The organism is Chitinibacter sp. S2-10, assembly GCF_046530675.1.
Taxonomy (GTDB): domain Bacteria; phylum Pseudomonadota; class Gammaproteobacteria; order Burkholderiales; family Chitinibacteraceae; genus Chitinibacter.
In genome coordinates this window covers 2,910,545-2,933,521 of the sequence record NZ_CP172558.1, presented here as the reverse complement: position 1 = coordinate 2,933,521, position 22,977 = coordinate 2,910,545, and the positions used below count along the sequence as shown (strand labels likewise).

The window sequence follows — 22,977 nt, the reverse complement described above, 5'->3', positions numbered from 1 at the left end:
AAATGCGGCGTTTAGCAGATCTGGCGCTTATTTTAACCTACAGCGCCGCCCACTACGAGGCCTTTTCCCATGAGTCAGCACGATCCCCAACACAATCTCAAGCAAAGTCTGAGCTACCGCGACGCCGGTGTTGATATCGACGCTGGTGACCAGCTCGTTGAAAATATTAAACCTTTTGCCAAACGCACAATGCGCCCTGAGGTGCTTGGTGGGATTGGCGGTTTTGGCGCACTGGTTGAAATCAGCAAAAAATTTAAAGAACCCGTTCTGGTTTCCGGTACCGATGGTGTGGGTACCAAATTGAAACTGGCTTTCGAGCTTAATCGCCACGATACCGTGGGTATTGATCTGGTTGGCATGAGCGTCAACGATATCTTGGTGCAAGGCGCCGAGCCACTGTTTTTCCTCGACTATTTTGCCTGTGGCAAACTCGACGTCGATAGCGCGACCGAAGTCATCAAAGGCATTGCCGCAGGTTGCGAGCAGGCCGGTTGCGCTTTGACTGGCGGCGAAACTGCCGAAATGCCAGGCATGTATCCGGTTGGCGAATACGATCTGGCTGGCTTTGCCGTTGGTGTCGTTGAAAAATCGAAAGTCATTACCGGCCAAGATATCAAGGCAGGTGATGTGGTGTTGGGTCTGGCATCGAACGGCGCGCATTCCAATGGTTATTCACTGATCCGCAAAATTTTGCACCTCGCAGATGCCGATTACGCAGCTGAATTTGACGGTGGCCGCTCGCTGGGCGATGTCGTCATGGCACCAACGCGCATTTATGTGAAGCCTTTGCTGAAACTGATGGAAAGCATGACGGTCAAAGGCATGGCGCACATCACTGGCGGCGGTATTACCGAAAACGTACCGCGCGTGTTACCAGACAATGTTGTGGCACAAATCGATGCGAAGAGCTGGACGATGCCGAAGCTGTTCCAGTGGCTGCAAAAAGAAGGCAATGTTGCGCAGCAGGAAATGTACAAAACATTCAACTGTGGTGTCGGCATGGTCGTGATTATGGCTGCGAGCGACGCGGCTGCAGCGACGGCCTTGCTGCAAGCCGAAGGTGAAACCGTTTACCAGCTCGGCGTGGTTCGCTCGCGCGAAGGTGAAGAGCACCAGACTCAAGTGGCTTAATCTGCCTTGAATCGAAAAGGCGAGGTCGTTGACCTCGCTTTTTGTTTTTGATCGTGGTGAAAATTGATCTTGGGTATTGCTTCGTAGCCTATATTTAAAAATGGCTGCGTGGCAATACCCTGTGTAGGTGTGTGATGAAGAATGTAGTGATTCTGATTTCCGGTCGTGGCAGCAATATGCAGGCGATTGTGAATGCTCAAATTGCCGGAGCGAATATCGCGGCAGTGATTTCCAATCGCCCCGACGCGGCCGGTTTGGCCTGGGCAGCCGAGCGTGGGATTCGCACTGCGGTACTTGATCATAAGCAGTTTGCCAGCCGGGAAAGCTTCGACGCTGCGCTGATTGATCTGATTGATGGCTATGCACCTGACTTACTTGTGCTGGCGGGGTTTATGCGGATTTTGACTGCCGATTTTGTGAATCATTATGAAAATCGTCTGATCAATGTCCATCCATCGCTGTTGCCGGCGTTTACCGGCTTGAATACGCATCAGCGTGCGATCGACGAAGGCGTCAAACTGGCCGGTTGCACGGTACATTTTGTGACTGCCGAGCTCGATCACGGACCAATTATTGCTCAGGCCGCCGTGCCAGTACTCGATCATGATACGGCTGGTGCGTTGGCGGCGCGTATTCTGGTGCAGGAACATCAGCTTTATCCGCAGGCTGTAGCCTGGTTTGTTGCGGATCAATTGCAGCTGATTGACAGTAAAGTCTCGATCAAGGCTGCTGCGAATACTGATGCCTTTTTGCGATCGCCTTCATTCTGAAAATGAAACAAGAACATACTGAAGCAACTCCGGGGAGCCAGACGCCATCGCCATGGCATGCGAGGGGTTTTTGGGGTTTGCACAAGTATGTCTGGTGGGCGCTGCTGTTGTCCTTGGTACTGCATCTGGGATCACTGCTTGCCGAACCGGTTTATAACTGGCTGATGTTTAGCCAGATTGATGATCCGGTATTGAACAAAACCCAGCGTAAACTGGCCAGTCAGGTGCTCGACGAGCATGAAGCACCGGCTGAATTGGCCAATGTGAAACCAGTTGAAAAACAGCAGGTGTTTTTGCAACCCAAAGACGTCGACCTGAACACCAGCAGACCCAAACGTGTTCGAGCCAGCTCAGTCAAGCACGCCAAGGCGAGCGCTCCTCGGGCGGTCATTGCCAGCGAAGCAAGTCAGCCCGCTGCCGAGCCGAGTGTTTCCAGCGGAACCATGGTTGCCAGCGCCATGATTGCCTCCGAAGCGGCAAGCAAAGTGGCCGCGCTGGCCTCTGCTTCGCCGGAGGCGAGTGTTGCTTCGCGGGCGCGGCGTGTTTCGGGCGAAGCGCTGGCGACCAAAATTGATCGGGCTGCCGCCAAGCGGTTTCCGCGTGAAATCAAAATGGAATATCGCTATTTCGGCATTCCGGCTTACCTGAACTGGAAGTTGTCGGCTGGTCGTTACGAGTTGCAGCTGGATGTGCCAATTCCGGGCAATGCACGGCGCTTCATTAGCCGTGGTCAGGTGGATAAGCATGGGGTGATGCCGGAAGTTTTTATTGAATACCGCAAGCAGTTTGAAACACCCAAATATGAGGTGCGTTTTGATTGGGAAAAGCATGAAGTGACGCTAGCCGAAGGCGCTCAGCAAAAAATCGAACCTTTCGAGGCCGGAGATCAGGATTTATTGTCGGCGGCTTTGCATCTGGCTTTGATGGGCGGCTCGCAGCCGCGCTATGAAATGTCGATGTTTTCTGGTCGGAAACGTTACCCTGAGGTGCAGTTCGAATTAAAAGGCGAAGCCCAGATCAGGGTCGGCGGAAAAGAAATTACCGCCTTGCTGATGAGTTCCAGAGCCGGTGACAGGCAGGTTGATTTCTGGCTGGCGCCAGACTGGAATAATGTGCCGGTTCGTATGGTGCTCAATTTGGGCAAAGATGGTAGTTATGATTTATCGGCCTACAATCTAAGTCTTGACGACAAAAAAGTACTGGAATGGGTTGATCCGAACAAGCAGGGCGCACGCAGACCATAGCGTAGACCTTGAGGTATTAATGCCCGATCTTTGCCATCTGCGATGGTGTACGATGGGGCGATTGAATAAAAGAGAGTATTTGATGACACCAAAGCAATTATCAGCCACATTGGACATTCTGAATTCGGCGCTGGGCTTTAATGCCCCGGCTGACGCCGTCGTTTCGCGGCATTTTCGGGAAAACAAGGATCTGGGACCCAAAGACAGGGCGATGATTGCCGAAACCGTTTTTGGCATTTTGCGTCACCTGCCACAACTCGAATGGCTGGCCGGTAGTACCGAGGGCAAGCTGGCCAGTACGCGTGAATTACTGCTGGCGTACTTTACGCGCATCAAGCATCTGAATGTCCGCGAGTTGCCGTCGGTATTTACCGATGAAGACAAGGAGCGTGCCGGAGCGATGAAGGGTATGGCGCTACGTGACGCGCCACTCAATGTTCGTGCGGCTATACCCCAGTGGTTGGTTGATGCAATGCTGGCCGAAGGCCAGAGTGAAGAACAGATTCTGGCCATGGGTTTGGCCATGTTGCAACCCGCGCCACTGGATGTGCGCGTCAATAGCATTAAAGCTAAGCGCGAAGCAGTTGCTGCTGAACTCAAAGCCGCTGGTGACATCAATACGACGCCAACGCCATATTCGCCCTGGGGCCTGCGCGTTGAAGGCAAACCTGCAATCAATAAATACAAATGCTTTATCGAAGGCCGGGTTGAAGTGCAGGACGAAGGCAGCCAGTTGCTTGGTCTGTTGTCCGGCGTGAAGCGCGGCCAGATGGTCACAGATTTCTGTGCTGGCGCGGGCGGAAAAACGCTGCTGCTGGGGGCAATGATGCAAAATACCGGGCGTTTGTACGCGTTTGACGTGTCGGAAAAACGGCTGGCCAATCTGAAGCCGCGTCTGGCGCGCTCTGGTTTGTCGAATGTCAATCCACAGTTGATTGCCTCAGAAACCGACCAGAAAATCAAACGTCTGGCTGGAAAAATGGACGTCGTGTTGGTCGATTCGCCGTGTTCAGGCATGGGGACTTTGCGGCGTAATCCGGATTTGAAAATGCGGCAAACTGCGCAAAGTGTCGCCGAGTTGAATGATAAACAGCGTGCAATTTTGAAGTCGGCCGCACGCCTGGTCAAAAATGGTGGCCGTTTGGTGTATGCGACGTGCAGTTTTCTGCGTAGCGAAAATCAGGACATTGTGAACGAGTTTCTAGTGGCTCATCCCGATTTTCAATTGCTCGACGCGCGCGAATTGCTCGCCAAGGAGCGCGTTGAAATTGCATTGAATGATGAGTTTTTGCAATTGACACCACAACAGCATCAAACTGATGCCTTTTTCGCCGCAGTAATGCAGCGCGTAACGGTCGAAAAAGCCAAGGCTCAGGAAGAATCTGCGATGCTGTCAGAAGAAGACGAGGCTGCCGAATAAGGCCAAGACTATCCTGATGGACGATAAAAAACCCGCTGCTGCGGGTTTTTTATCGTCCAGACGATGCTGGGCTTATTTCACGACGCGCAGTTGCGGACGGCCACTTGGGCGGGGCGGTTCATCAGTTGGTGGTTCGTTGTTTGACGATTCCGGTGCGCTGGCAGGATCGCCGCTCGTTTCATTGCCTTCGTATTCAAATCCCATTCCTTCACCGCTTTCGCGGGCGAAAATCGAGATCACGGCACCGACTGGAATTTCAATGTCGCGGGAAACGCCATTAAAGCGGGCTGAGAAAGTAATGAAATCGTTGGCAATCACCAGATTGCGGCAGGCGTTGTAGCTGACGTTGAGAACGATTTCATTGTTTTTGACGTATTCCATCGGCACCAGCATTTTGCCGCGTACCGCAACGACGAGGTAGGGCGTAAAGCCTTGATCCGAGCACCATTCGTGAATGGCGCGCAATAAATACGGTTTGGTCGATACAGTTTGCATGGTCGGCCCCGCGGGAAAGAATAATAACGATTGTAGCAGGCTTACAGCGATTCGAGCTAAATCCGCCGCTTACAACAAAAGACCCCGCAAGCGAGGTCATTAAAGTGTGGCTATTTTGTCGCTTATTTGCGCATTGCTTTTTCATTCGCAGTCAGCGATTCGATAAAAGCTTCGCGGCTGAACAGGCGTTCGGCATATTTCATCACTGGAACCAAGCCTTTGGTGACTTCGATGCCGTAATGTTCGAAGCGCCACAGCAATGGCGCAATGGCCACGTCGAGCATCGAGAATTCTTCGCCCAGCATGTATTTTTGCTTGGTGAAAATCGGTGCGATTTGCGTCAGGCTGTCGCGGATTGCGACGCGCGCGGCTTCGAGTGCCGTTTTTTTCGAGCTTGAATCTTCCAGCGTTTTGACGTGGATAAATAACTCACGCTCCAGATTGAACAGCATCAGGCGGGCGCGGGCGCGCATCACCGGATCGGCTGGCATCAATTGCGGATGCGGGAAGCGTTCGTCAATATATTCGTTGATGATGTTTGATTCATACAATTGCAGATCGCGCTCAACGAGAACCGGCACTTCATTGTACGGGTTCATGATCGCCAGATCTTCCGGTTTGCTATGAATATCCACGTCGAGAATTTCAAAGTCCATGCCTTTTTCAAATAGCACGATGCGGCAACGGTGGCTAAATGGGCAGGAAGTACCAGAGTACAACTTCATCATGGCGTGTTGATCCTTGTTGGTTTGCGTAAGCCGCAATTGTAATGATATTGCACTGCAATAGCCATTAAAACTCTGATAAGTTATTGATTGTTAATAAGAAATTGTGATTTTGGCTTGATCGTGAAAGGAGGGGTATATGACTGAAGGGTATATTGGATGGGCTGCTGATGAAGATACCGGGTGTGGGTAATAAAAAAGGGCGGAAAATCCGCCCTTTTTCGTTTTGATTGAATCTGCCTGATTAATGAATATCGCGCCAGTATTCTTTTTTCAGCAAATAAGTTACTGGAATCAGGAACAAAATCAGGAACAGCAGTACGCCGTAACCGATTTGTTCGCGTTTCACCTGGGCTGGTTCTGCCATATATGACAGGTAGTTCACCAAATCGCCGACGCGCTGGTCGAACTCATGATTGTCATACTGACCGTTTTCGCCGCCACGAGTCAGTGTGCCTGGTTTAACCAGCTTGAGCGCTTTCTCAGCATGCTCACCTTCACCTTTAACTTCCAGTATTTGCTCGCCTTGCAATTCCCACAGAACATGCGGCATGCCGACTTTATCAAAGACCAGATTGTTCCAGCCGGTAGGGCGTGTGTCATCGCGGTAGAACGAGCGCAGATAGCTATACAGCCAGTCTGTTCCACGTGAACGTGCGATCAGGCTCAGATCGGGTGGTGTTGCGCCAAACCAGGCTTTGCCATCTTTGGCAGCCATCGCCACTTTCATTTGATCACCGACTTTATCGGTCGGGAACATCAGATTGGCTTTGATTTGCGCTTCGGTCAGGCCGATGTCCTGCAGGCGGTTGTAACGCATTACAGCAGCGCCGTGACATGACAGGCAGTAATTGACAAAAGTCTGTGCGCCGCGCTGAATGCTTTCGACATTGGTCGGGTCAATCGGCGCTTTATCCAGATGGATGCCTTCGCTACTGGCCTGGCTTTGACCGGCTAGCGCTAACGAGGCGAAAGCGAGGAGGCTAGCAATCGTTTTTTTCATGGCTGTCTCCTTAAATAAGTGTGCCGAACAGGTAAGCGCCAACAATTGCGATGGTCGCGTACACGAGGAACATGGCTTGCTGCTTTCCGGTCGAGAAAGTAACACGCTCTGGTACCGGTACAATGCCCTTATCTTCGGCATCGTTATAAATGACCCACAGGATCGCGATGGCCGAAGCAAGATAGGCCAGCACACCAAAAAGTGAGCCAATTTGCAGAAGAAAAAATGCAGCCACCATGATTGCCGCAACGATGGCGGTCGATAGTTTACGTGCTGCTTGGCTCAGCACCTGTGTATACAGAGGCATGGTCAAGAAGAACGAGAAATAAACGACGGTGAGCACTTTGGAAATGTCTGCGCGAATATTGGTACTTGGTTTTGCTCCCAAAATACCCAGGCCGATAAATGCGATGATGAACAAAATCAACATGGTTTTGAAGCGTGAACCGCGATAGCGCACAGATTTGACGGGTGAGCGATCAAGCCATGGCAAGAAAGCAATCACAACGACACCAGCACCCATGCCCAATACCCCCCAGACTTGCGTGCCAAGCAGCGATGGAATTGCGCGCAAAATGGCATAGAACGGCGTGAAATACCAAACCGGCGCAATGTGCGGTGGTGTTTTCAGGGCATCTGCCGGGTCAAAGTTCGGGTGTTCAAGGAAGAAGCCGCCCATCTCTGGCGCGAAGAACAGGATTGCGCAGAATACCGCGAGGAATACCGATACACCGAGAATGTCTTTGACGGTGTAATAAGGGTGGAATGGGATGCCATCTAATGGAATGTGCGTAACCGGATCTTTGTTTTTCTTGATCTCAACGCCGTCCGGGTTATTAGAGCCCACTTCGTGCAAGGCCACCAAGTGAGCGACCACCAAAGCCAGCAAGACCAGTGGTACGGCAATCACGTGCAATGCAAAGAAGCGGTTCAGTGTGGCATCCGATACCACGAAGTCACCACGAATCAGGACTGACAAATCTGGGCCGATTACAGGAATCGATGCGAACAAGTTCACAATCACCTGCGCACCCCAGAATGACATCTGGCCCCAAGGCAACAAGTAGCCGAGGAAAGCTTCAGCCATCAAGATCAGGAAAATCAGCGTGCCGAAAACCCAAACCAGTTCGCGTGGTTGCTTGTATGAGCCGTAAATCAGTCCACGGAACATATGCAGGTAAACGACGACGAAGAACATCGAAGCGCCGGTCGAGTGCATGTAGCGGATAATCCAGCCACCTGCGACGTCGCGCATGATGTATTCAACCGAAGCAAAGGCGACCGAAATATTGGTGCCGGGAATCAGGTTGCCATCGGGTTTGTAGTTCATGGTCAGGAAAATGCCGGTGACGATCTGGATAACCAGAACCAGCATGGCCAATGAACCGAAGAAGTACCAGAAGTTAAAGTTTTTCGGTGCGTAATATTCGGAAACGTGTGCTTTCCAGGTGCTGGTGAGCGGGAAACGCTCATCAACCCAGTTGAGAACCTTTTCAGGCAAAGCTTGCAGTTGATTGCTCATGACTTAGCCCCTTATTTGTCTTCACCGACCAGAATCGTCGTGTCGGAGATGTATTTATGTGGAGGGATGACCAAGTTGATCGGTGCTGGTACGCCTGAGAAAACGCGGCCAGCCAGGTCGAACTTGGAGCCATGGCAAGGGCAATAAAAACCGCCCACCCAGTCCGCGCCTAAGTCGGCAGGAGCCAAGTCAGGACGGAAGGTTGGCGAGCAGCCCAAGTGAGTGCACACGCCAGTTGCAACCCAGACTTCAGGCTTGATTGATCGGGTCGCATTATGGCAATACTCTGGTTGTTCGCTGGAGTCCGATTTCGGGTCAAGCAGTTTCGGGTCATTTTTGGCCAGATTTTTCAGCATTTCCGGAGTGCGATTAACTACCCACACCGGTTTGCCCCGCCATTCAACCGTGATTTTTTGACCCGGCTCGAGTTTACTGATGTCTACCTCGACTGGTGCTCCTGCCGCTTTGGCGCGTTCTGACGGGAAGAAACTGGCGACAAAAGGGATTGCAACCCCCGCTGTCGCAACTGCACCCACCGCGCTTGAGGCGATAACTAGAAATCGCCGTTTGCTATTATCTACTTGCTGCTCACTCATAACCCAATCCCTGATTTGTAGGAACGCAATAATCTTAAACCGCCAAATTCTACCCGAAAGCCGCATGGAACTTAAAGCATTCTAGGGGGTCTTCTTGGCGCTTTTGATAAATAAAGTCAAAAAAGCGTTTTAATTGCGCGTGTAACGTGACAATTCTTCATTTAATTTATCCCGTACATGTTCCGTAATATTTTCACTTCTCTCGCTTTTTGTTCCCGGATGGCTGATCTGAAAAACCTGTGCGGTTAAAAGCCAGCCCTGCGTCGATTGGGTGAATATGTATTGAATCCGTGCTTCGGTTGGAATGTTGGCCTTGCTCACAGGGGTCGTAAATTCGAGCTGGTTGGCATTGCGCAGGCGAAGTTTCATTCCTTTGCTATTGCGAAAGCGAATGATTTCTTCCATCACCACCTTGGTGCTGCGGCCGATAATCAGAACACCGGGGAGTGCGGGTTGCGTGTTTACGACAGTTTTTGCGTCTACCGCAGCTTTTTGAGGTGTGTTGCTACAGGCCGCGAGAAGCGCTAGGGCGGTGATGTTAAAAAGCCATGTGAAAACAGATTTCATACAGGGTTATCCAGATCAAGATGGATGTGCTCAAGCTCAAAGGACTGAGCGAGGTGTTGACCGAGTGCCGCGATACCATAGCGTTCGGTTGCGTGGTGTCCGGCAGCGATAAATGCAACGCCGCTTTCTCTGGCCAGATGTGTCACAAATTCAGAGGCTTCGCCAGTGATATAACAATCGATATCCAATTCGCTCGCTTCGCGGAAGTAGCTTTGGGCGCCGCCTGTGCACCAGGCAATATTTCTGACTGGTTTGCTTAAGTCGCCTATGGTTAAGGGCGTGCGCTGTAGCTGGATTCCGATGTGCTGGCTAAACGTTTCCAGTGACATGGGAACTGGCAACTCGCCACGCCAGGCCAGATCCTGTTCGCCAAAACGACCCGTCGGGATTAGTCCGAGCTTTTGAGCTAGCTGGGCATTGTTTCCCAGGCTTTCATGTGCATCAAGTGGTAGATGGTAAGCAAATAAATTAATGTCATTTAACAGTAATTTGGCGATACGCTGTTTCTTGGTTCGCACAATCGCGGCAGCCTCACCTTTCCAGAAGTAGCCATGATGTACCAAAATAGTATCAGCGTTCAGTTTGATGGCCGCTTCGATTAATGCCAGTGATGCGGTCACCCCGGTGACGATCTTGCTGATCTGTGCCCGACCTTCAATCTGTAACCCGTTGGGGGCATAATCTTTGAATTGCCCCGTTGTAAGCAATTGTTCGATATAATTTTCTAGTTCTTGACGTTGTATTGGCATAAAGATTAAAGATATGAAAAAACTTTGGCTTATTTTCGCACAAACCGCCACGGTTGGCCTGGCGATCTGGTTTTTGGTGACTTTGCTCAAGCCGGCGTGGTTGCAGCAACCTGCAACGGGCGCGCCAGTGGTGACGGTCAAAGAATCCCGTGCCGTTGCTTCTGCTCCGGCAGAGTTATCGTATAGTTCTGCTGCAAAAAAAGCCAAGCCGTCGGTCGTTAATATTTTTACTTCACAACAAGCCAGGCAAGCACGCAATCCGCTTTTTAACGATCCATTATTTCGCCGGTTCTTCGGAGATCGTGGCTTGGGTGATGAAGCACAACGTCCCTCATCGCTAGGTTCCGGTGTTCTGGTCTCGGCTGAAGGGTATATTGTTACCAATAATCATGTGGTCGAAGCGGCTGATGAAATCGAGGTGGCGCTCTCTGATGGTCGAACTGCCAGTGCCAAACTGATTGGCAGTGATCCGGATACCGATATTGCCGTGATCAAGATTGATTTGCCTGATTTGCCGGCGATCAGCTTTGCTGACGCTGATAAGGTAGAAATCGGTGATGTGGTGTTGGCAATTGGCAATCCTTTTGGTGTTGGTCAAACCGTGACGATGGGGATTGTTTCGGCTTTAGGGCGTTCCGAATTGGGAATTAACACGTTTGAAAACTTTATCCAGACTGATGCTGCGATTAACCCGGGTAATTCCGGCGGTGCCCTGATCGATGTTCGGGGTGATTTGCTGGGCATCAATACGGCAATTTATTCAAAAACCGGCGGTTCACTGGGGATTGGTTTTGCAATTCCGGCAACGACGGTCAAGCAGATTATTGAGGCTTTGATCAAGGATGGTAGCGTCACCCGTGGCTGGTTGGGCGTTGAAGTGCAGGATGTGACTGCCGAGCTGGCTTCATCATTCCGTTTGCCCGATACCCGTGGTGCTCTGATTGCAGGTGTGGTGCGCAATGGTCCGGCTGCCAATGCCGGAGTGAGGCCGGGTGATGTGTTGTTATCGATTGATGGCAAGGTGGTGGTCAATTCGGCCAGAATGCTGGATATCATTTCGGCACTTAAGCCCGCACAGATGGTTTCTATGACCTTTGTCCGGGAAGGTCAACAGATTGAAGCTAAGGTCGAGGTTGGTAAACGACCGACTTTTAATCGAAAATAGCCGGGTATTGCTTGCTGGACGGTTTTAAACATGGCTTGTGGTTGTATACCTATTGGTAGTATAAAAATGGCGCTCTGAAATGAGCGCCATTTTTTGTGTCTGAGCCTAGCGGCTGAATCGGGCCGGCTGAAGGTTTGTCACCAAGGACTTAATGGCTGTGTGTTTACGTAATAATGCTTCCTTGTGCATGCGTACTGTCTGCGACTTGGTGTTATGCATGCAAACTGTTGCAGTAATCGCTTATCGATTACCTTGTAGCAATAGCATTTCTGCTGCAGCCAGATTTTCAGGGACACCAAGCAAAACGATGACATCGCCATTTTGCAGCTGGAATTGTTCATCGGGTTGAATCGACGGCTGGTTTTTTCTGCGTATGCTACGCACTTCAATATGCAGTTCATTCAATCCGAGTTCGCCGATTTGATAACCAATCGCATGGGCGTTCTGCGTCAACTGTACAGAATGCAAACGTGGTTGCTGCCGGTCTGACTCGTCGCTCTCTTCGTGGGTGCCGCGATAAAAACCCCGGATTAATTGGTAACGTGCTTCCCGCACTTCACGAATCCGGCGTACCACTTTATTGAGTGGTACGCCGAGCAGCATCATTGTATGAGAAGCCAACATCAGACTGCCTTCCATGATTTCGGCGACGACTTCGGCGGCTCCGGCATTTTTAAGTAAGTCAATGTCACTGTCGTCCTGGGTGCGGACAATTACGGGGAGTTCGGGGCGAATCTGATGCACCATTTCCAGTATTTTCATTGCCGAGTGCGTCTCTGCATAAGTCACAATCAGCGCACGGGCACGCATCAGTCCAGCGGCAATGAGCACTTCCCGTTTTGCCGCATCGCCGTACACCACCGATTCACCCGCAGCGCCAGCTTCACGGACTTTTTCCGGGTCGAGGTCGAGGGCGAAAAAATTAATATGCTCCGAATGCAGAATCCGTCCCAGCGATTGTCCACTGCGCCCATAACCGCACAAAATGACATGGCCGGTATTGGCCATGCTTCGTACCGCAATCTGGTGCAAATTGGTTGCCAGATTCATCCACTCCGAGCTAGCCAGACGCAATACCAGTTTGTCTGAGTGCTGAATCAAAAAGGGCGTAATCAGCATCGAAACAATAATTGCAGCGACGGTACTTTGATTGATTGCAGGGGGAATGATTTGTTCTCCCGCAGCCAGTGCCAGCAAAACAAAAGCAAATTCCCCACCTTGCCCTAAGGCAAAGCCGGTACGCCACGCAGCTCCGGCTGAATTGCCAAACAGGCGTGCCAGCGCAGTAATGATCATGACCTTGATGGGCCCCAAAATCAAAACCAGCACACAAATCAAAGGCCATTGATCCAGTAAGATGGCGAAGTTCAGATTCATCCCGACGATAACGAAAAACAGGCCGAGCAATAAATCGCGGAAAGGTCGAATGTCGTCTTCGACTTGGTAGCGATATTCGGTTTCGGCAATCAGCATGCCAGCAAGAAATGCGCCGAGCGCCAGCGAAAGCCCCGCCAGTTCGGTTAGCCAGGCAATCCCCAGGGTAATGAGCAGGATATTGAGCATGAATAATTCGCTCGAATGCTGGCGAGCCACCAGATTGAACCAAGGGCGCATCAATTTTTGGCCGAGCCAGAGTAGCAAGGTGAGAACGACGATGATTTTGAGCGCGGCAAATCCGAGTGAGCTGGTAAGTTGCTCGGCAGGTTGCCCCAGCACCGGAATCATGATCAGAAACGGAACAACTGCAAGATCCTGAAATAATAAAATCCCGAAAGCATTTTGTCCGTGTGGTGTTTGCAGCTCATTGCGATCAGTCAGCAACTTGGAAACCATTGCTGTCGACGACATGGCCATCGCGGCACCTAGCGCCAATCCGACTTGCCAGCTTAAACCTAGTAAAAGTGCAGCAGAACCGACCAGAGCCAGCATGGATAAAACTTGGGCTAAACCTAAGCCGAGGACGATGTGTCGCATGGCGCTGAGTTTGGCCAAATTGAATTCCAAGCCTAGTGTAAACATCAAAAAAACGACACCAAACTCAGCCAAATGACTTGCTTCTTCGCTGGATGGAATCACGCCCAGTGCATGTGGGCCAATGGCCATGCCGATCAGCAGATAGCCCAGCATCGGTGGAAGCTTGATCTGGCGAAAGATCACTACCGTGATGACTGCGGTAGCAAGGAGAAATAGCAGGCTTTGCAGAGTGGACGACATACGGTGTAATGGATTCTCGATGTTAGTGTCTGTAAAACGGGGCGAGGTTGATTTATCCCTCAATTTAAGGTTTTGTTTGCTGTAAGTATAACTGAAGCAAATTGTTTTATACCTGATTGCTGTTATCTGGCGGCCAGGTCTTTTATAATTCGGACTCGAAAAATATTCCTGACGACTTTGAAGAATGCATAACGCACACAGTACGGCTTGCCGCGTTTTGACGGTAGAGGCGCAGGCGATTGCATCTATTGCCTCACGGCTGGATGAAACTCTGTTTAACCAAGCCTGTCAGTTGATTCTTGCCTGTTCGGGGCGTGTTGTGGTGATGGGAATGGGTAAATCCGGCCATATTGCCCGTAAAATTGCGGCAACGATGGCCAGTACCGGAACCCCGGCACTGTTTGTTCATCCGGCCGAGGCCGCGCATGGTGATCTGGGGATGATTACCCGGCAGGATCTGGTGCTGGTTTTGTCCAATTCTGGTGAAAGTGACGAAGTGCTGACGATTCTGCCCAGTTTGAAACGATTGGCAGTGCCGATGATTTCTTTGACAGGCAACTCAAAGTCAACCTTGGCACAGGAAGCGAAAATTCATCTGGACGTTGGGGTTGCTGAAGAGGCTTGCCCGCTTAATCTTGCTCCGACTGCGAGTACGACTGCGGCGTTGGCCTTGGGTGATGCGCTGGCCGTGGCATTGCTGGAGGCTCGGGGATTTGAGGCTGATGACTTTGCACTTTCGCATCCGGGCGGAAGTCTGGGACGACGCTTGCTGGTTCATGTTCGTGATCTGATGCATGCCGGTGATGCGCTGCCGGTGGTGAAAGAATCTATGCCCTTGCGTGATGCCTTGCTGGAAATCAGCCGCAAAGGAATGGGGATGACTGCGGTTGTCGATGCGAATGATCAATTGACGGGTGTGTATACCGATGGTGATTTGCGCCGCACACTGGATCGAAACTTTGATTTGCGCGCGACACCCGTTGCTGAGGTAATGACGCGTAATCCTGCTACCATAGAGTCTCAGCGCTTGGCGGCCGAGGCGGTTGCGGTGATGGAAGAGCGCAGAATTAATGGCTTGCTGGTGATGGAGAACGGCCAGTTAGTGGGCGCCCTGAATATGCACGACCTGTTGCGGGCTCGTGTTGTTTAGGGGGTATTCTTTGGTGTGTGTTGGTGGTATTGGCTTGGGTGTCTATACCCCTGTAGGACGGATTGGATGACAGAGCGTGTGAATGAGTGCGCCAAACAGGTTCGCTTAATGATTTTCGATGTGGACGGTGTGATGACCGACGGCAGTTTGTATTACACCGATGCGGGTGAAGAATTGAAAGCCTTCAATTCGCTCGATGGTCACGGACTGAAAATGTTAAAAAACAGCGGTGTGAAACTGGCGATTATTACCGGGCGCAATTCAAAACTGGTTGAGCACCGGGCACGAAATCTGGGTATTGATTTTCTGTTTCAGGGCGCTCATGACAAGCTGCAGTCTTTTCAGGCATTGATCGCCAAGGCCGGTGTGACGCCAGAGCAATGTGGCTTTATGGGCGACGATGTGATCGATTTGCCGGTCATGCGCCGTGTTGCATTCGCGGTCGCAGTGCCAGCTGCTCCTGAACTAGTGCTGCAAAACGCGCATTATGTGACGGGGCGCCAAGGCGGTCACGGTGCGGTGCGCGAAGTGTGTGAGCTGATTATGGCAAGCCAGGGAACGCTGGACGCTGCGCTGGCTCCCTATTTGCAATAGGATCGGATTTTGAGAAACCTAACGATCTGGGCTTTGCCGCTGGTGTTATTGTTGCTGATCGGCGCATTAATTTGGGGCTTGAGTCGGGCGGCGATTGATGTTGTGATGCAAAAGGAAAGCGATCCAACGCAACCTGATATGCACATCAAATACGGTGTTCTGCAGCGCTTTGACGAACAGGGCATCAAACGCTCCGAATTAATCGCCAGTGAAATGACCCATACGCGTGAGCAAGACACCTTGTTGTTCAGTCAGCCCAAACTGGTACAGACCGAAGCGGGAAAGCCCACAGTGACGGTAGTCGGCGTGCGTGGCAAAAGCATTTTCAAGGGCTCGCAAGTCTGGATTTATGATGATGTCGAATTGCGCAGAGCGCCGTTTGACGGGCAGGCCGAGTTGATTCTTCGCACGCGTGATATCTGGATTGACCAGCAATCACAACAGGCACATTCCGAGGCATCGGTGGTGGCAGATATGGGGCCGCACCATGCTCAGGCCGTTGGTTTTATTGCTGACAACAAGGTACAAACGCTTTTTTTAAAATCTCAGGTAAAAATGACTTATGTTCCGACCGCTCGTACTGCCCTTACTGGTGCTGCTGCTCAATAACTCTGCACAGGCAGAAACGGCTGACCGCGAAAAACCGATGAATATCGTCGCAGATAATTGTGCGCTGGATCAGAAAACCCAGCAAAGTGTTTGCACGGGTAATGTGATCGTAACGCAGGGCACAATGGTTATCCGTGCCGACAAACTCACGACGCGACAAGATGAGCAAGGCAATCAGTTTTCGCAAGGTGAAGGTCGGCCTGTGCGCTTTAAGCAAAAACTCGATTCGGGTGAGTTGTTAAACGCTGAAGCCTTGCGTTTCGATTACGACGGCGCCAAAGGTTTTATGATTTTATTGGATAAAGCTTGGGTGAAGCGCCATCAGGATCTGGTTGTGGGCGATAAAATCACCTACGACATGAATACCGAGTTTTACCAAGCTCAGAGCAAGGCCGGTAATCGGGTCAATATTACTTTGACGCCGAAAGTGAAGGCATCAGAAACTGCCAGCAAGCCAGTGAGTAAAGAATAAATCGAATGAGCACACTCAAAGCCCAGCATTTGCAGAAAAGTTATAAAAAACGCACTGTCGTTCGCGATGTATCCATCGAGGTCAGCAGCGGCGAAGTGGTTGGTTTGCTAGGACCGAATGGTGCAGGGAAAACGACTAGTTTTTATATGATCGTTGGTCTGGTCAAGATGGATCAGGGCATGATCGAGCTCAATGGCCTTGATGTCAGTCAGCAACCGATCCACAAGCGCGCGCGTTCTGGTTTGGGTTATTTGCCGCAGGAGGCATCAATTTTCCGCAAAATGACCGTAGCCGAAAATATTCAGGCGGTGCTTGAACTGCATTACACCGATAAAGCGCAAATTGAAGATCGGCTTGATGAATTGCTGCATGATCTGCACGTCGGCCATTTACGTGACAGTAATGCGATGAGCCTGTCGGGGGGGGAGCGTCGCCGGGTTGAAATTGCGCGCGCGCTGGCGTCCAATCCACAATTTGTTTTGCTGGACGAGCCCTTTGCCGGTGTTGACCCGATTGCAGTGATCGATATTCAGCGCATTATCGGCTTTTTGAAAGAGCGCGGAATTGGAGTGCTCATTACCGACCATAATGTCCGTGAAACATTGGGTATTTGTGACCGGGCTTATATCATTTCGGAAGGCTCGGTAATGGCGTCTGGCAAACCTGATGAGATTGTCAATAATGAAGAAGTTCGCCGGGTTTATCTGGGCGAGCACTTCCGCATGTAACCTGCTGGCGCTATGAAGCAATCTTTGCAGTTGCGCATGTCGCAACAGCTTAATCTGACTCCCCAACTGCAACAGTCGATCAAACTGTTGCAGCTTTCCACGCTTGAATTTAATCAAGAACTTGACCAGTATCTGGCGGATAACCCATTGCTCGAACGTGAGGAAATGGGGGGGGACTCGGTCGAAACGCAGGAGCAAACGCCCTCCGAGGTCAATGATTACAGCGCTGAAGATCAGGATGGCTTGCGCTGGGATGATGTCAGAAGTGGCTCGTCATTTGACGATGACGACGAACATGATCCCACTTTGCGAGTTGCGATTGAAGATACTTTGCGCGATTACCTGCTTGCTCAGGCGCGTTTGCTGGGATTGTCAGAGCGCGATCATGCCTTGCTCGCCTTGCTGGTCGAGGCGCTGGATGAAGACGGCTTGCTGGTGCAGGAACTGGATGAAATTTTCTCGCAACTCCCGCAAGATTTGATCACTGAACTGGAGCTGGAGCCGGAGGAACTCAGGACGGCGCATCAGTATCTGATGCAGCTGGAGCCTTTGGGTGTTGGCGCGCGCAGCCTGTCTGAATGTCTTTTGCTTCAGCTCAAAGCCGTGCCCCCATCTGCTGCTGTAGCTTTGGCAAAAAGCCTGATTGAAAATGGACTCGAATTGTTGGCAGTGCGTGATTTCGTCAGGCTTAAGAAGCAATTGCAGTGTAATGATGAGCAATTGCGTCAGGCACAACAAATTGTCCGGAGTTTGAATCCGCGCCCGGCAGCCAACTGGGGAGGCGATACCACCCGGTATGTTGTACCGGATGTACTGGTGCAGAAAGTCCGAGGACGCTGGATTGCTCGCCTCAATCAGGCCGCACAGCCCAAACTGAAAGTGAATGAAATGTACGCCCGTTTATTACAGGGTGATGCTGGCGAGAGTCTGGCCGGGCAGCTTCAGGAGGCTAGGTGGCTAATCAAGAGCATAGAGCAGCGCGGTAGTACGATTTTGCGCGTTGCTCAAGCGATTGTCGAACGTCAGCAGGCTTTTTTCGAATATGGTGAAGTGGCAATGAAGCCACTGGTATTGCGTGATATTGCCGATGAACTTGATTTGCATGAATCGACGATTTCACGGGTGACAACACAAAAATTTATGCTGACACCACGGGGTGTTCTGGAGTACAAATACTTCTTCGGCAGCCATGTTGAAAATGACAATGGCGGGGAAAATTCGGCGACAGCGATCAAAGCCTTGATCAAACAACTGGTCGCCCAGGAAAATCCGAAGAAACCTTTATCGGATAATGCTATAACAGAAGAACTCGCAAGGCAGGGTGTTGCAGTAGCGCGGCGCACCGTGGCCAAGTACCGGGAGTCACTGAATATCGTGCCTGCCAGCCAGCGCAAAAGCCTGTAACAAGGCGATATAAAATCGAAGGAGCAATACTATGAACCTCAATATCAGCGGTCATCATCTTGAAGTTACTCCAGCTATCCGTGAGTATGTCACCAGCAAAATCGAACGCGTGATTCGTCATTTTGACAACGTAATTGATGCAACGGTGATTCTTTCGGTAGACAAACTGCAGCATAAAGCCGAGGTTACCGTGCATGTGAGCGGTAAAGACATTCACGTTGAGGCAATTGAGGAAGATTTGTACGCCGCGATTGATATTCTGATGGACAAACTGGATCGTCAGGTGGTCAAACATAAAGAAAAACAATCATCGCACCGCAACGAAGCAATCAAACACCAAGCGGTGATTGAAGAATAATTTCGTTGCGTAAGCAATACAACGGGAACGCCGCGAGTCGTTCCCGTTTTTGTTTCCCCTCAAGACAAGTACAATACGACGTTCTGCTGCAGTTATTGCCATCCCTCGACCCGTCTGGGTATTAGTTACAATTACCGGATTCACACGGAACACAATACAAGACCATGAGCCTGATCACCAAAATTCTACCAACCGGCAATGTTTTTCTTGATCTGGATGTTGGTAGTAAAAAACGCGTTTTTGAGCAAGTCGGCATCGTATTTGAAAATAGTCATGGTATTGCGCGCAGCGTGATTTTCGATAGTCTGTTTGCCCGTGAGAAATTGGGTTCAACCGGCTTGGGTCAAGGTGTAGCGATTCCGCATGGCCGGATCAAGGGGCTGAAAGAAGCGACTGGCGCATTTGTTCGCTTGAGTACGCCGATTCCGTTTGATGCGCCGGATGGCAAGCCGGTGTCGCTGATTTTTGTCCTGCTGGTGCCGGCGAATGCCACTGACCTGCATTTGCAGATTTTGTCCGAATTGGCGCAGTTGTTCTCAGACAAACAACTGCGTGAAGAACTCAACACGCTAGCCGAACCACACCTTGTTTGGCAGCGAATTGCCAACTGGCAGCCGTATGGCGTTGATTTTTCTTAAGCCATTTCAACTAGACGCTCTGCGTATAGCTCGTTAATATCAAAACTGCATCTGATTGATGCAGTTTTTTTTTGAGAACCGTATGCCACAAATTACTGCCCGCCAATTATTTATTGATAATGCCGAAAAACTTCGCCTGACCTGGGTGGCGGGGCAATCGGGCGCGAATAATCTGTTATCCAATGACGCGAATGAGCAAAAACCATCGCTGTCGCTGGTCGGGCATTTGAATTTTGTTCACCCCAACCGTATTCAGGTGCTCGGGATTGCCGAAGTCGCCTACGTCAACGATCTTTCGCCAGAATTGCAACTCAACAGCCTCAATCGGCTGTTTGCCAGCGAAATGGCCGCGATGATTGTTGCTAATGGTCAGGCAGTGCCCGATGTTTTGCGCGAGGCGGCTGAGCGGCATCATGTCCCCTTGCTGACCAGTCCCGAACAGTCTCCATATTTAATGGAGGTATTGCGCTACTATCTAAGCAAAGCATTGGCTGTATCGACACACCTGCATGGGGTATTTATGGACGTGCTGGAAGTTGGCGTGTTGCTGACCGGCGAGTCGTCGATGGGTAAATCCGAGCTGGCGCTGGAGCTGATTTCGCGTGGTCATGGCCTGGTGGCCGATGATGTGGTCGAAGTCTATCGCACCAATCCGGAAACGCTGGAAGGCCGTTGTCCACCAATGTTGCGTGATTTTCTGGAAGTACGCGGGATCGGTGTGTTGAATATCCGGACGATTTTTGGTGAAACGGCGGTGCGCCCGAAAAAAACACTCAAACTCATTATCCATCTGGCCAAGGCCGGTGGTGAAACGCTGGCACCGGTTGATCGTTTGCAAATGCAGGCTGCCACGCAGGCGATTCTCGATGTGCCGGTACGCAAACTGGTGATTCCGGTGGCGGCGGGTCGCAATCTGGCGGTACTGGTCGAGTCGGCCGTGCGCAATTATATTCTGCAATTGCGCGGGATCGATTCAACGCGCGAATTCATCGAACGGCATCAAAAATTCATGGAAATGGGCGAATGATGACGCAAGGACTCAATCAGCAGGTGGTTTTGCTATCAGGTTTGTCCGGTGCTGGTAAATCGGTGGCGCTACGCGCGCTCGAAGATCTGGGCTATTACTGCCTCGATAATCTGCCTGCACCATTATTGCCGCAGGCTGTTTCTATGCTTGATCTGGATGGTTATCCGCGCGTTGCAATTGCCGTGGATGCTCGTAGTGCACATAACCTGACCAGCCTGCCCGAACATCTGGATGCACTGATGCAGCTCAATGTGGATGTGCGGGTGCTATTTCTGGAGGCGAATGACGACACCATCATCAAGCGTTACTCCGAAAGCCGGCGCGCTCACCCGATGGCCAATGGCAATCTGACGGTGACTGAATGCATCGGTATTGAGCGCGAAATTCTCGGTGACATTCGTGAGCTGGGGCATTGCATCGACACCAGCGGTTTGTCCGCAGCGCAGCTGCGCAACTGGATTCGTGATTTTATTGCTTCGAACAAGGCCAAACTGACGCTGATTTTCCAGTCGTTCGGTTTTAAGCATGGTATTCCGCTGGATGCGGATTTTGTTTTTGATGCCCGCTGCCTGCCCAATCCTTATTATGATCCGGCTTTGCGACCCTTAACCGGGATGGATCAACCGGTCGCAGATTTCTTGATGCGCCAGCCGACAGTGGGACCTTATCTGACTCACATTCTGGGATTTCTGGAGCGCTGGTTGCCTGAGTTCGAACGTGACCAGCGCAGCTATGTCACCGTCGCGATCGGTTGTACTGGTGGCCAGCATCGCTCGGTCTATCTGGCTGAAGAATTGCGTCGACATTTTGCCCGGTCAAGACAGGTTCTGTTGCGCCATCGTGAACAGCATGGCTCGCATTAATGCTTTGCGCTCGCTTAAAAGCGGCGACGTTATGTGTATCCTGCTGCTGTTGCTGGGCTGGAGCTGGCTGAGTTACTGGAGCTGGATGCAGCCACAGGCGACCAAGGTCAAAATTTATCAGGATGGTAAAGTGTTTGCCCAGCTTGATTTGCTGGCGGCTCGTACCTTGAATGTTCGGGGACCATTGGGCGAAACCGTCATCGAAGTCGCGCAGGGCAAGGCCCGGATTGTCAGCGATCCCAGCCCGCGCCAATATTGTGTAAAAGCCGGCTGGTTACAGCAGGCCGGACAGAGCGCGATCTGTCTGCCCAATCGTACCAGTATTGAACTTATCGGCAAGCAGCCGCGCGCTTATGACAGCCTCAGCTACTGAGCAGGTTTTTACCGTCAGCCGTGACGATGCTTATATTGCCCGGCTGGCTGCTTATGCCATTGTGCTCGCTGTGCTGGAGTCGGGAATTCCGTCGCCAATTCCGGGCGTCAAACCGGGTCTGGCCAATATTGTCACCTTGATCGCACTGGAACGTATGGGCTGGCAAGCCGCAGCATGGGTAAGTATGCTGCGTATACTGGGGGCAAGTATTGTACTGGGCGGGATTTTTTCGCCTGGTTTTGCGCTCAGCGTGTCAGGTGGCATCCTGAGTCTGCTGATGCTGGCACTGTGCCAGTATTTGCCGCGCCGCTATTTTGGCATGGTGAGCATCTCACTCCTTTCGGCGCTTGCCCACACCGCAGGGCAATTATTGCTCGCGCGCATCTGGTTGATTCCGCATGACGGCATTATTTATCTGATCCCGATGTTAAGTGGTATGGCGCTGGTATTTGGTCTGGTGAATGGGCTGATTGCCGAACGGTTATTGCAAGAATTTCCTGAGAAAAAGAATCATGAATAAAACAATCACACTGGCAATAACCGGCGCCTCCGGCTTTCCTTATGGTTTGCGAACGCTCGAATGCCTGCTGGCTGCGGGTTGCCAGATTCGTTTGGTGTATACGCAGGTCGCACAAATTGTCGCCAAGCAGGAAATGAATCTAAGCTGGCCATCGCGTGCTGCCGATCTGGCTGAAATGCTACGCGCGCAATATCAGTTGTCTGACCCCGAGCAATTGCAGGTTTATGGCCAACAGGAATGGTTTGCGCCTATGGCATCTGGGTCAAATCCCGGCGATGGCATGGTCGTCGTGCCGTGCACAATGGGCTCGCTCTCGGCGATTGCCAACGGTGCTTCGGATAATCTGCTGGAACGCGCTGCCGATGTGATGATTAAAGAGCGCAAAACACTGATTCTGGTGCCGCGCGAAACGCCGTTTTCGGCGATTCATCTGGAAAACATGCTCAAGCTCGCCCGGCTCGGCGTTGTGATCCTGCCGCCGAATCCCGGTTTTTATCATCACCCGACGCAAGTCACCGATCTGGTCGATTTCGTCGTCGCGCGGATTCTGGATCAGCTTGGCGTGCCGCACCAATTAATGCAGCGCTGGGGTGAGTAAGGGTATTTGCTTCTGGCTATTTTTACGACAAGACTAGATGGC

The 22,977-nt window shown here is 51.3% G+C and carries 27 protein-coding genes; 18 read left to right on the top strand and 9 right to left on the bottom strand.

Features of this window, described 5'->3' with window-relative positions; translation table 11 throughout:
* Positions 1–69 precede the first annotated feature (69 nt).
* The 4 genes from purM (at position 70) to ACG2XO_RS13785 (ending at position 4,565) form a co-directional block, all read left to right on the top strand.
* Positions 70–1,131, top strand: a complete 1,062-nt coding sequence (purM, locus tag ACG2XO_RS13800; protein WP_410498569.1) for a phosphoribosylformylglycinamidine cyclo-ligase — start codon at positions 70–72, stop codon at positions 1,129–1,131.
* Between the two features lie 134 nt (positions 1,132–1,265).
* Positions 1,266–1,901, top strand: a complete 636-nt coding sequence (gene purN, locus ACG2XO_RS13795; protein ID WP_410498568.1) for a phosphoribosylglycinamide formyltransferase — start codon at positions 1,266–1,268, stop codon at positions 1,899–1,901.
* 2 nt (positions 1,902–1,903) lie between these two features.
* Complete coding sequence (locus ACG2XO_RS13790) at positions 1,904–3,145, top strand: DUF3108 domain-containing protein (protein WP_410498567.1); 1,242 nt, start codon at positions 1,904–1,906, stop codon at positions 3,143–3,145.
* Positions 3,146–3,227: 82 nt separating this feature from the next.
* Positions 3,228–4,565 (top strand): RsmB/NOP family class I SAM-dependent RNA methyltransferase, encoded by a 1,338-nt coding sequence (locus tag ACG2XO_RS13785; protein ID WP_410498566.1) that lies wholly within the window; start codon positions 3,228–3,230, stop codon positions 4,563–4,565.
* 72 nt (positions 4,566–4,637) lie between these two features.
* Here the strand turns inward: ACG2XO_RS13785 and ACG2XO_RS13780 are convergent, their stop codons facing one another.
* From ACG2XO_RS13780 to ACG2XO_RS13750, 7 genes are all read right to left on the bottom strand, one after another.
* A complete protein-coding gene (locus ACG2XO_RS13780; protein WP_410498565.1) occupies positions 4,638–5,060 on the bottom strand; it encodes a ClpXP protease specificity-enhancing factor in 423 nt (140 codons plus the stop codon).
* A gap of 122 nt (positions 5,061–5,182) precedes the next feature.
* A complete protein-coding gene (locus ACG2XO_RS13775; RefSeq protein WP_410498564.1) occupies positions 5,183–5,788 on the bottom strand; it encodes a glutathione S-transferase N-terminal domain-containing protein in 606 nt (201 codons plus the stop codon).
* A gap of 241 nt (positions 5,789–6,029) precedes the next feature.
* Positions 6,030–6,788, bottom strand: coding sequence for a cytochrome c1 (locus tag ACG2XO_RS13770; protein WP_410498563.1), 759 nt, complete (start codon positions 6,786–6,788; stop codon positions 6,030–6,032).
* Between the two features lie 10 nt (positions 6,789–6,798).
* A complete protein-coding gene (locus ACG2XO_RS13765) occupies positions 6,799–8,310 on the bottom strand; it encodes a cytochrome b (protein WP_410498562.1) in 1,512 nt (503 codons plus the stop codon).
* Positions 8,311–8,321: 11 nt separating this feature from the next.
* Positions 8,322–8,906, bottom strand: coding sequence for a ubiquinol-cytochrome c reductase iron-sulfur subunit (gene petA / locus ACG2XO_RS13760; protein ID WP_410498561.1), 585 nt, complete (start codon positions 8,904–8,906; stop codon positions 8,322–8,324).
* A 129-nt stretch (positions 8,907–9,035) separates the two neighbouring features.
* Positions 9,036–9,473, bottom strand: coding sequence for a hypothetical protein (locus ACG2XO_RS13755; RefSeq protein WP_410498560.1), 438 nt, complete (start codon positions 9,471–9,473; stop codon positions 9,036–9,038).
* Complete coding sequence (locus ACG2XO_RS13750; RefSeq protein ID WP_410498559.1) at positions 9,470–10,222, bottom strand: Nif3-like dinuclear metal center hexameric protein; 753 nt, start codon at positions 10,220–10,222, stop codon at positions 9,470–9,472. The genes ACG2XO_RS13755 and ACG2XO_RS13750 overlap by 4 nt, the downstream gene beginning before the upstream one ends.
* A 13-nt stretch (positions 10,223–10,235) precedes the next feature.
* Between ACG2XO_RS13750 and ACG2XO_RS13745 the strand changes: the two genes are divergently transcribed.
* A complete protein-coding gene (locus ACG2XO_RS13745; RefSeq protein ID WP_410498558.1) occupies positions 10,236–11,387 on the top strand; it encodes a Do family serine endopeptidase in 1,152 nt (383 codons plus the stop codon).
* A 240-nt stretch (positions 11,388–11,627) separates the two neighbouring features.
* On the opposite strand, the gene ACG2XO_RS13740 is transcribed toward ACG2XO_RS13745, so the two are convergent.
* Together ACG2XO_RS13740 and ACG2XO_RS13735 are read right to left on the bottom strand one after the other, a co-directional pair.
* Positions 11,628–13,544 (bottom strand): monovalent cation:proton antiporter-2 (CPA2) family protein, encoded by a 1,917-nt coding sequence (locus ACG2XO_RS13740; protein ID WP_410500268.1) that lies wholly within the window; start codon positions 13,542–13,544, stop codon positions 11,628–11,630.
* A complete protein-coding gene (locus tag ACG2XO_RS13735; RefSeq protein ID WP_410500267.1) occupies positions 13,544–13,657 on the bottom strand; it encodes a hypothetical protein in 114 nt (37 codons plus the stop codon). The genes ACG2XO_RS13740 and ACG2XO_RS13735 overlap by 1 nt, the downstream gene beginning before the upstream one ends.
* Before the next feature lie 128 nt (positions 13,658–13,785).
* Here ACG2XO_RS13735 and ACG2XO_RS13730 point away from each other — a divergent pair, with 128 nt between their 5' ends.
* From ACG2XO_RS13730 to ACG2XO_RS13670, 13 genes are all read left to right on the top strand, one after another.
* The gene (locus ACG2XO_RS13730; protein WP_410498557.1) at positions 13,786–14,751 is read left to right on the top strand and encodes a KpsF/GutQ family sugar-phosphate isomerase; all 966 of its coding nucleotides are present in this window, start codon (positions 13,786–13,788) and stop codon (positions 14,749–14,751) included.
* Positions 14,752–14,817: 66 nt separating this feature from the next.
* A complete protein-coding gene (kdsC, locus tag ACG2XO_RS13725; RefSeq protein ID WP_410498556.1) occupies positions 14,818–15,345 on the top strand; it encodes a 3-deoxy-manno-octulosonate-8-phosphatase KdsC in 528 nt (175 codons plus the stop codon).
* Positions 15,346–15,354: 9 nt separating this feature from the next.
* Positions 15,355–15,954 carry an LPS export ABC transporter periplasmic protein LptC gene (lptC, locus tag ACG2XO_RS13720; protein ID WP_410498555.1) on the top strand — a complete coding sequence of 200 codons (600 nt, stop codon included), beginning with the start codon at positions 15,355–15,357 and terminating at the stop codon, positions 15,952–15,954.
* The gene (lptA, locus tag ACG2XO_RS13715) at positions 15,908–16,426 is read left to right on the top strand and encodes a lipopolysaccharide transport periplasmic protein LptA (protein WP_410498554.1); all 519 of its coding nucleotides are present in this window, start codon (positions 15,908–15,910) and stop codon (positions 16,424–16,426) included. The genes lptC and lptA overlap by 47 nt, the downstream gene beginning before the upstream one ends.
* Before the next feature lie 5 nt (positions 16,427–16,431).
* On the top strand, positions 16,432–17,154 hold the full coding sequence (gene lptB / locus ACG2XO_RS13710) for an LPS export ABC transporter ATP-binding protein (RefSeq protein ID WP_410498553.1): 723 nt from the start codon (positions 16,432–16,434) through the stop codon (positions 17,152–17,154).
* Positions 17,155–17,190: 36 nt separating this feature from the next.
* A complete protein-coding gene (locus ACG2XO_RS13705) occupies positions 17,191–18,558 on the top strand; it encodes an RNA polymerase factor sigma-54 (protein WP_410498552.1) in 1,368 nt (455 codons plus the stop codon).
* A gap of 31 nt (positions 18,559–18,589) precedes the next feature.
* Positions 18,590–18,916: a ribosome hibernation-promoting factor, HPF/YfiA family gene (gene hpf, locus ACG2XO_RS13700; protein WP_410498551.1), complete on the top strand. Its 327-nt coding sequence runs from the start codon at positions 18,590–18,592 to the stop codon at positions 18,914–18,916.
* Positions 18,917–19,080: 164 nt separating this feature from the next.
* Positions 19,081–19,554: a PTS sugar transporter subunit IIA gene (locus tag ACG2XO_RS13695; RefSeq protein WP_410498550.1), complete on the top strand. Its 474-nt coding sequence runs from the start codon at positions 19,081–19,083 to the stop codon at positions 19,552–19,554.
* 82 nt (positions 19,555–19,636) lie between these two features.
* Positions 19,637–20,581 (top strand): HPr(Ser) kinase/phosphatase, encoded by a 945-nt coding sequence (gene hprK / locus ACG2XO_RS13690; protein ID WP_410498549.1) that lies wholly within the window; start codon positions 19,637–19,639, stop codon positions 20,579–20,581.
* Positions 20,578–21,444, top strand: a complete 867-nt coding sequence (gene rapZ / locus ACG2XO_RS13685) for an RNase adapter RapZ (protein ID WP_410498548.1) — start codon at positions 20,578–20,580, stop codon at positions 21,442–21,444. The genes hprK and rapZ overlap by 4 nt, the downstream gene beginning before the upstream one ends.
* Positions 21,431–21,817 (top strand): NusG domain II-containing protein, encoded by a 387-nt coding sequence (locus tag ACG2XO_RS13680; protein WP_410498547.1) that lies wholly within the window; start codon positions 21,431–21,433, stop codon positions 21,815–21,817. The genes rapZ and ACG2XO_RS13680 overlap by 14 nt, the downstream gene beginning before the upstream one ends.
* Positions 21,798–22,337, top strand: a complete 540-nt coding sequence (locus tag ACG2XO_RS13675; protein ID WP_410498546.1) for a Gx transporter family protein — start codon at positions 21,798–21,800, stop codon at positions 22,335–22,337. The genes ACG2XO_RS13680 and ACG2XO_RS13675 overlap by 20 nt, the downstream gene beginning before the upstream one ends.
* Positions 22,330–22,935 carry a flavin prenyltransferase UbiX gene (locus ACG2XO_RS13670; RefSeq protein WP_410498545.1) on the top strand — a complete coding sequence of 202 codons (606 nt, stop codon included), beginning with the start codon at positions 22,330–22,332 and terminating at the stop codon, positions 22,933–22,935. The genes ACG2XO_RS13675 and ACG2XO_RS13670 overlap by 8 nt, the downstream gene beginning before the upstream one ends.
* Positions 22,936–22,977: the final 42 nt, after the last annotated feature.

Bases quoted from the DNA above. Each gene is read 5' to 3' on its own strand.
- purM (WP_410498569.1), top strand. From the start codon at position 70: ATGAGTCAGCACGATCCCCAACACAATCTCAAGCAAAGTCTGAGCTAC.
- purN (WP_410498568.1), top strand. From the start codon at position 1,266: ATGAAGAATGTAGTGATTCTGATTTCCGGTCGTGGCAGCAATATGCAG.
- ACG2XO_RS13790 (WP_410498567.1), top strand. From the start codon at position 1,904: ATGAAACAAGAACATACTGAAGCAACTCCGGGGAGCCAGACGCCATCG.
- ACG2XO_RS13785 (WP_410498566.1), top strand. From the start codon at position 3,228: ATGACACCAAAGCAATTATCAGCCACATTGGACATTCTGAATTCGGCG.
- ACG2XO_RS13780 (WP_410498565.1), bottom strand. From the start codon at position 5,060: ATGCAAACTGTATCGACCAAACCGTATTTATTGCGCGCCATTCACGAA.
- ACG2XO_RS13775 (WP_410498564.1), bottom strand. From the start codon at position 5,788: ATGATGAAGTTGTACTCTGGTACTTCCTGCCCATTTAGCCACCGTTGC.
- ACG2XO_RS13770 (WP_410498563.1), bottom strand. From the start codon at position 6,788: ATGAAAAAAACGATTGCTAGCCTCCTCGCTTTCGCCTCGTTAGCGCTA.
- ACG2XO_RS13765 (WP_410498562.1), bottom strand. From the start codon at position 8,310: ATGAGCAATCAACTGCAAGCTTTGCCTGAAAAGGTTCTCAACTGGGTT.
- petA (WP_410498561.1), bottom strand. From the start codon at position 8,906: ATGAGTGAGCAGCAAGTAGATAATAGCAAACGGCGATTTCTAGTTATC.
- ACG2XO_RS13755 (WP_410498560.1), bottom strand. From the start codon at position 9,473: ATGAAATCTGTTTTCACATGGCTTTTTAACATCACCGCCCTAGCGCTT.
- ACG2XO_RS13750 (WP_410498559.1), bottom strand. From the start codon at position 10,222: ATGCCAATACAACGTCAAGAACTAGAAAATTATATCGAACAATTGCTT.
- ACG2XO_RS13745 (WP_410498558.1), top strand. From the start codon at position 10,236: ATGAAAAAACTTTGGCTTATTTTCGCACAAACCGCCACGGTTGGCCTG.
- ACG2XO_RS13730 (WP_410498557.1), top strand. From the start codon at position 13,786: ATGCATAACGCACACAGTACGGCTTGCCGCGTTTTGACGGTAGAGGCG.
- kdsC (WP_410498556.1), top strand. From the start codon at position 14,818: ATGACAGAGCGTGTGAATGAGTGCGCCAAACAGGTTCGCTTAATGATT.
- lptA (WP_410498554.1), top strand. From the start codon at position 15,908: ATGTTCCGACCGCTCGTACTGCCCTTACTGGTGCTGCTGCTCAATAAC.
- lptB (WP_410498553.1), top strand. From the start codon at position 16,432: ATGAGCACACTCAAAGCCCAGCATTTGCAGAAAAGTTATAAAAAACGC.
- ACG2XO_RS13705 (WP_410498552.1), top strand. From the start codon at position 17,191: ATGTCGCAACAGCTTAATCTGACTCCCCAACTGCAACAGTCGATCAAA.
- hpf (WP_410498551.1), top strand. From the start codon at position 18,590: ATGAACCTCAATATCAGCGGTCATCATCTTGAAGTTACTCCAGCTATC.
- ACG2XO_RS13695 (WP_410498550.1), top strand. From the start codon at position 19,081: ATGAGCCTGATCACCAAAATTCTACCAACCGGCAATGTTTTTCTTGAT.
- hprK (WP_410498549.1), top strand. From the start codon at position 19,637: ATGCCACAAATTACTGCCCGCCAATTATTTATTGATAATGCCGAAAAA.
- rapZ (WP_410498548.1), top strand. From the start codon at position 20,578: ATGATGACGCAAGGACTCAATCAGCAGGTGGTTTTGCTATCAGGTTTG.
- ACG2XO_RS13680 (WP_410498547.1), top strand. From the start codon at position 21,431: ATGGCTCGCATTAATGCTTTGCGCTCGCTTAAAAGCGGCGACGTTATG.
- ACG2XO_RS13675 (WP_410498546.1), top strand. From the start codon at position 21,798: ATGACAGCCTCAGCTACTGAGCAGGTTTTTACCGTCAGCCGTGACGAT.
- ACG2XO_RS13670 (WP_410498545.1), top strand. From the start codon at position 22,330: ATGAATAAAACAATCACACTGGCAATAACCGGCGCCTCCGGCTTTCCT.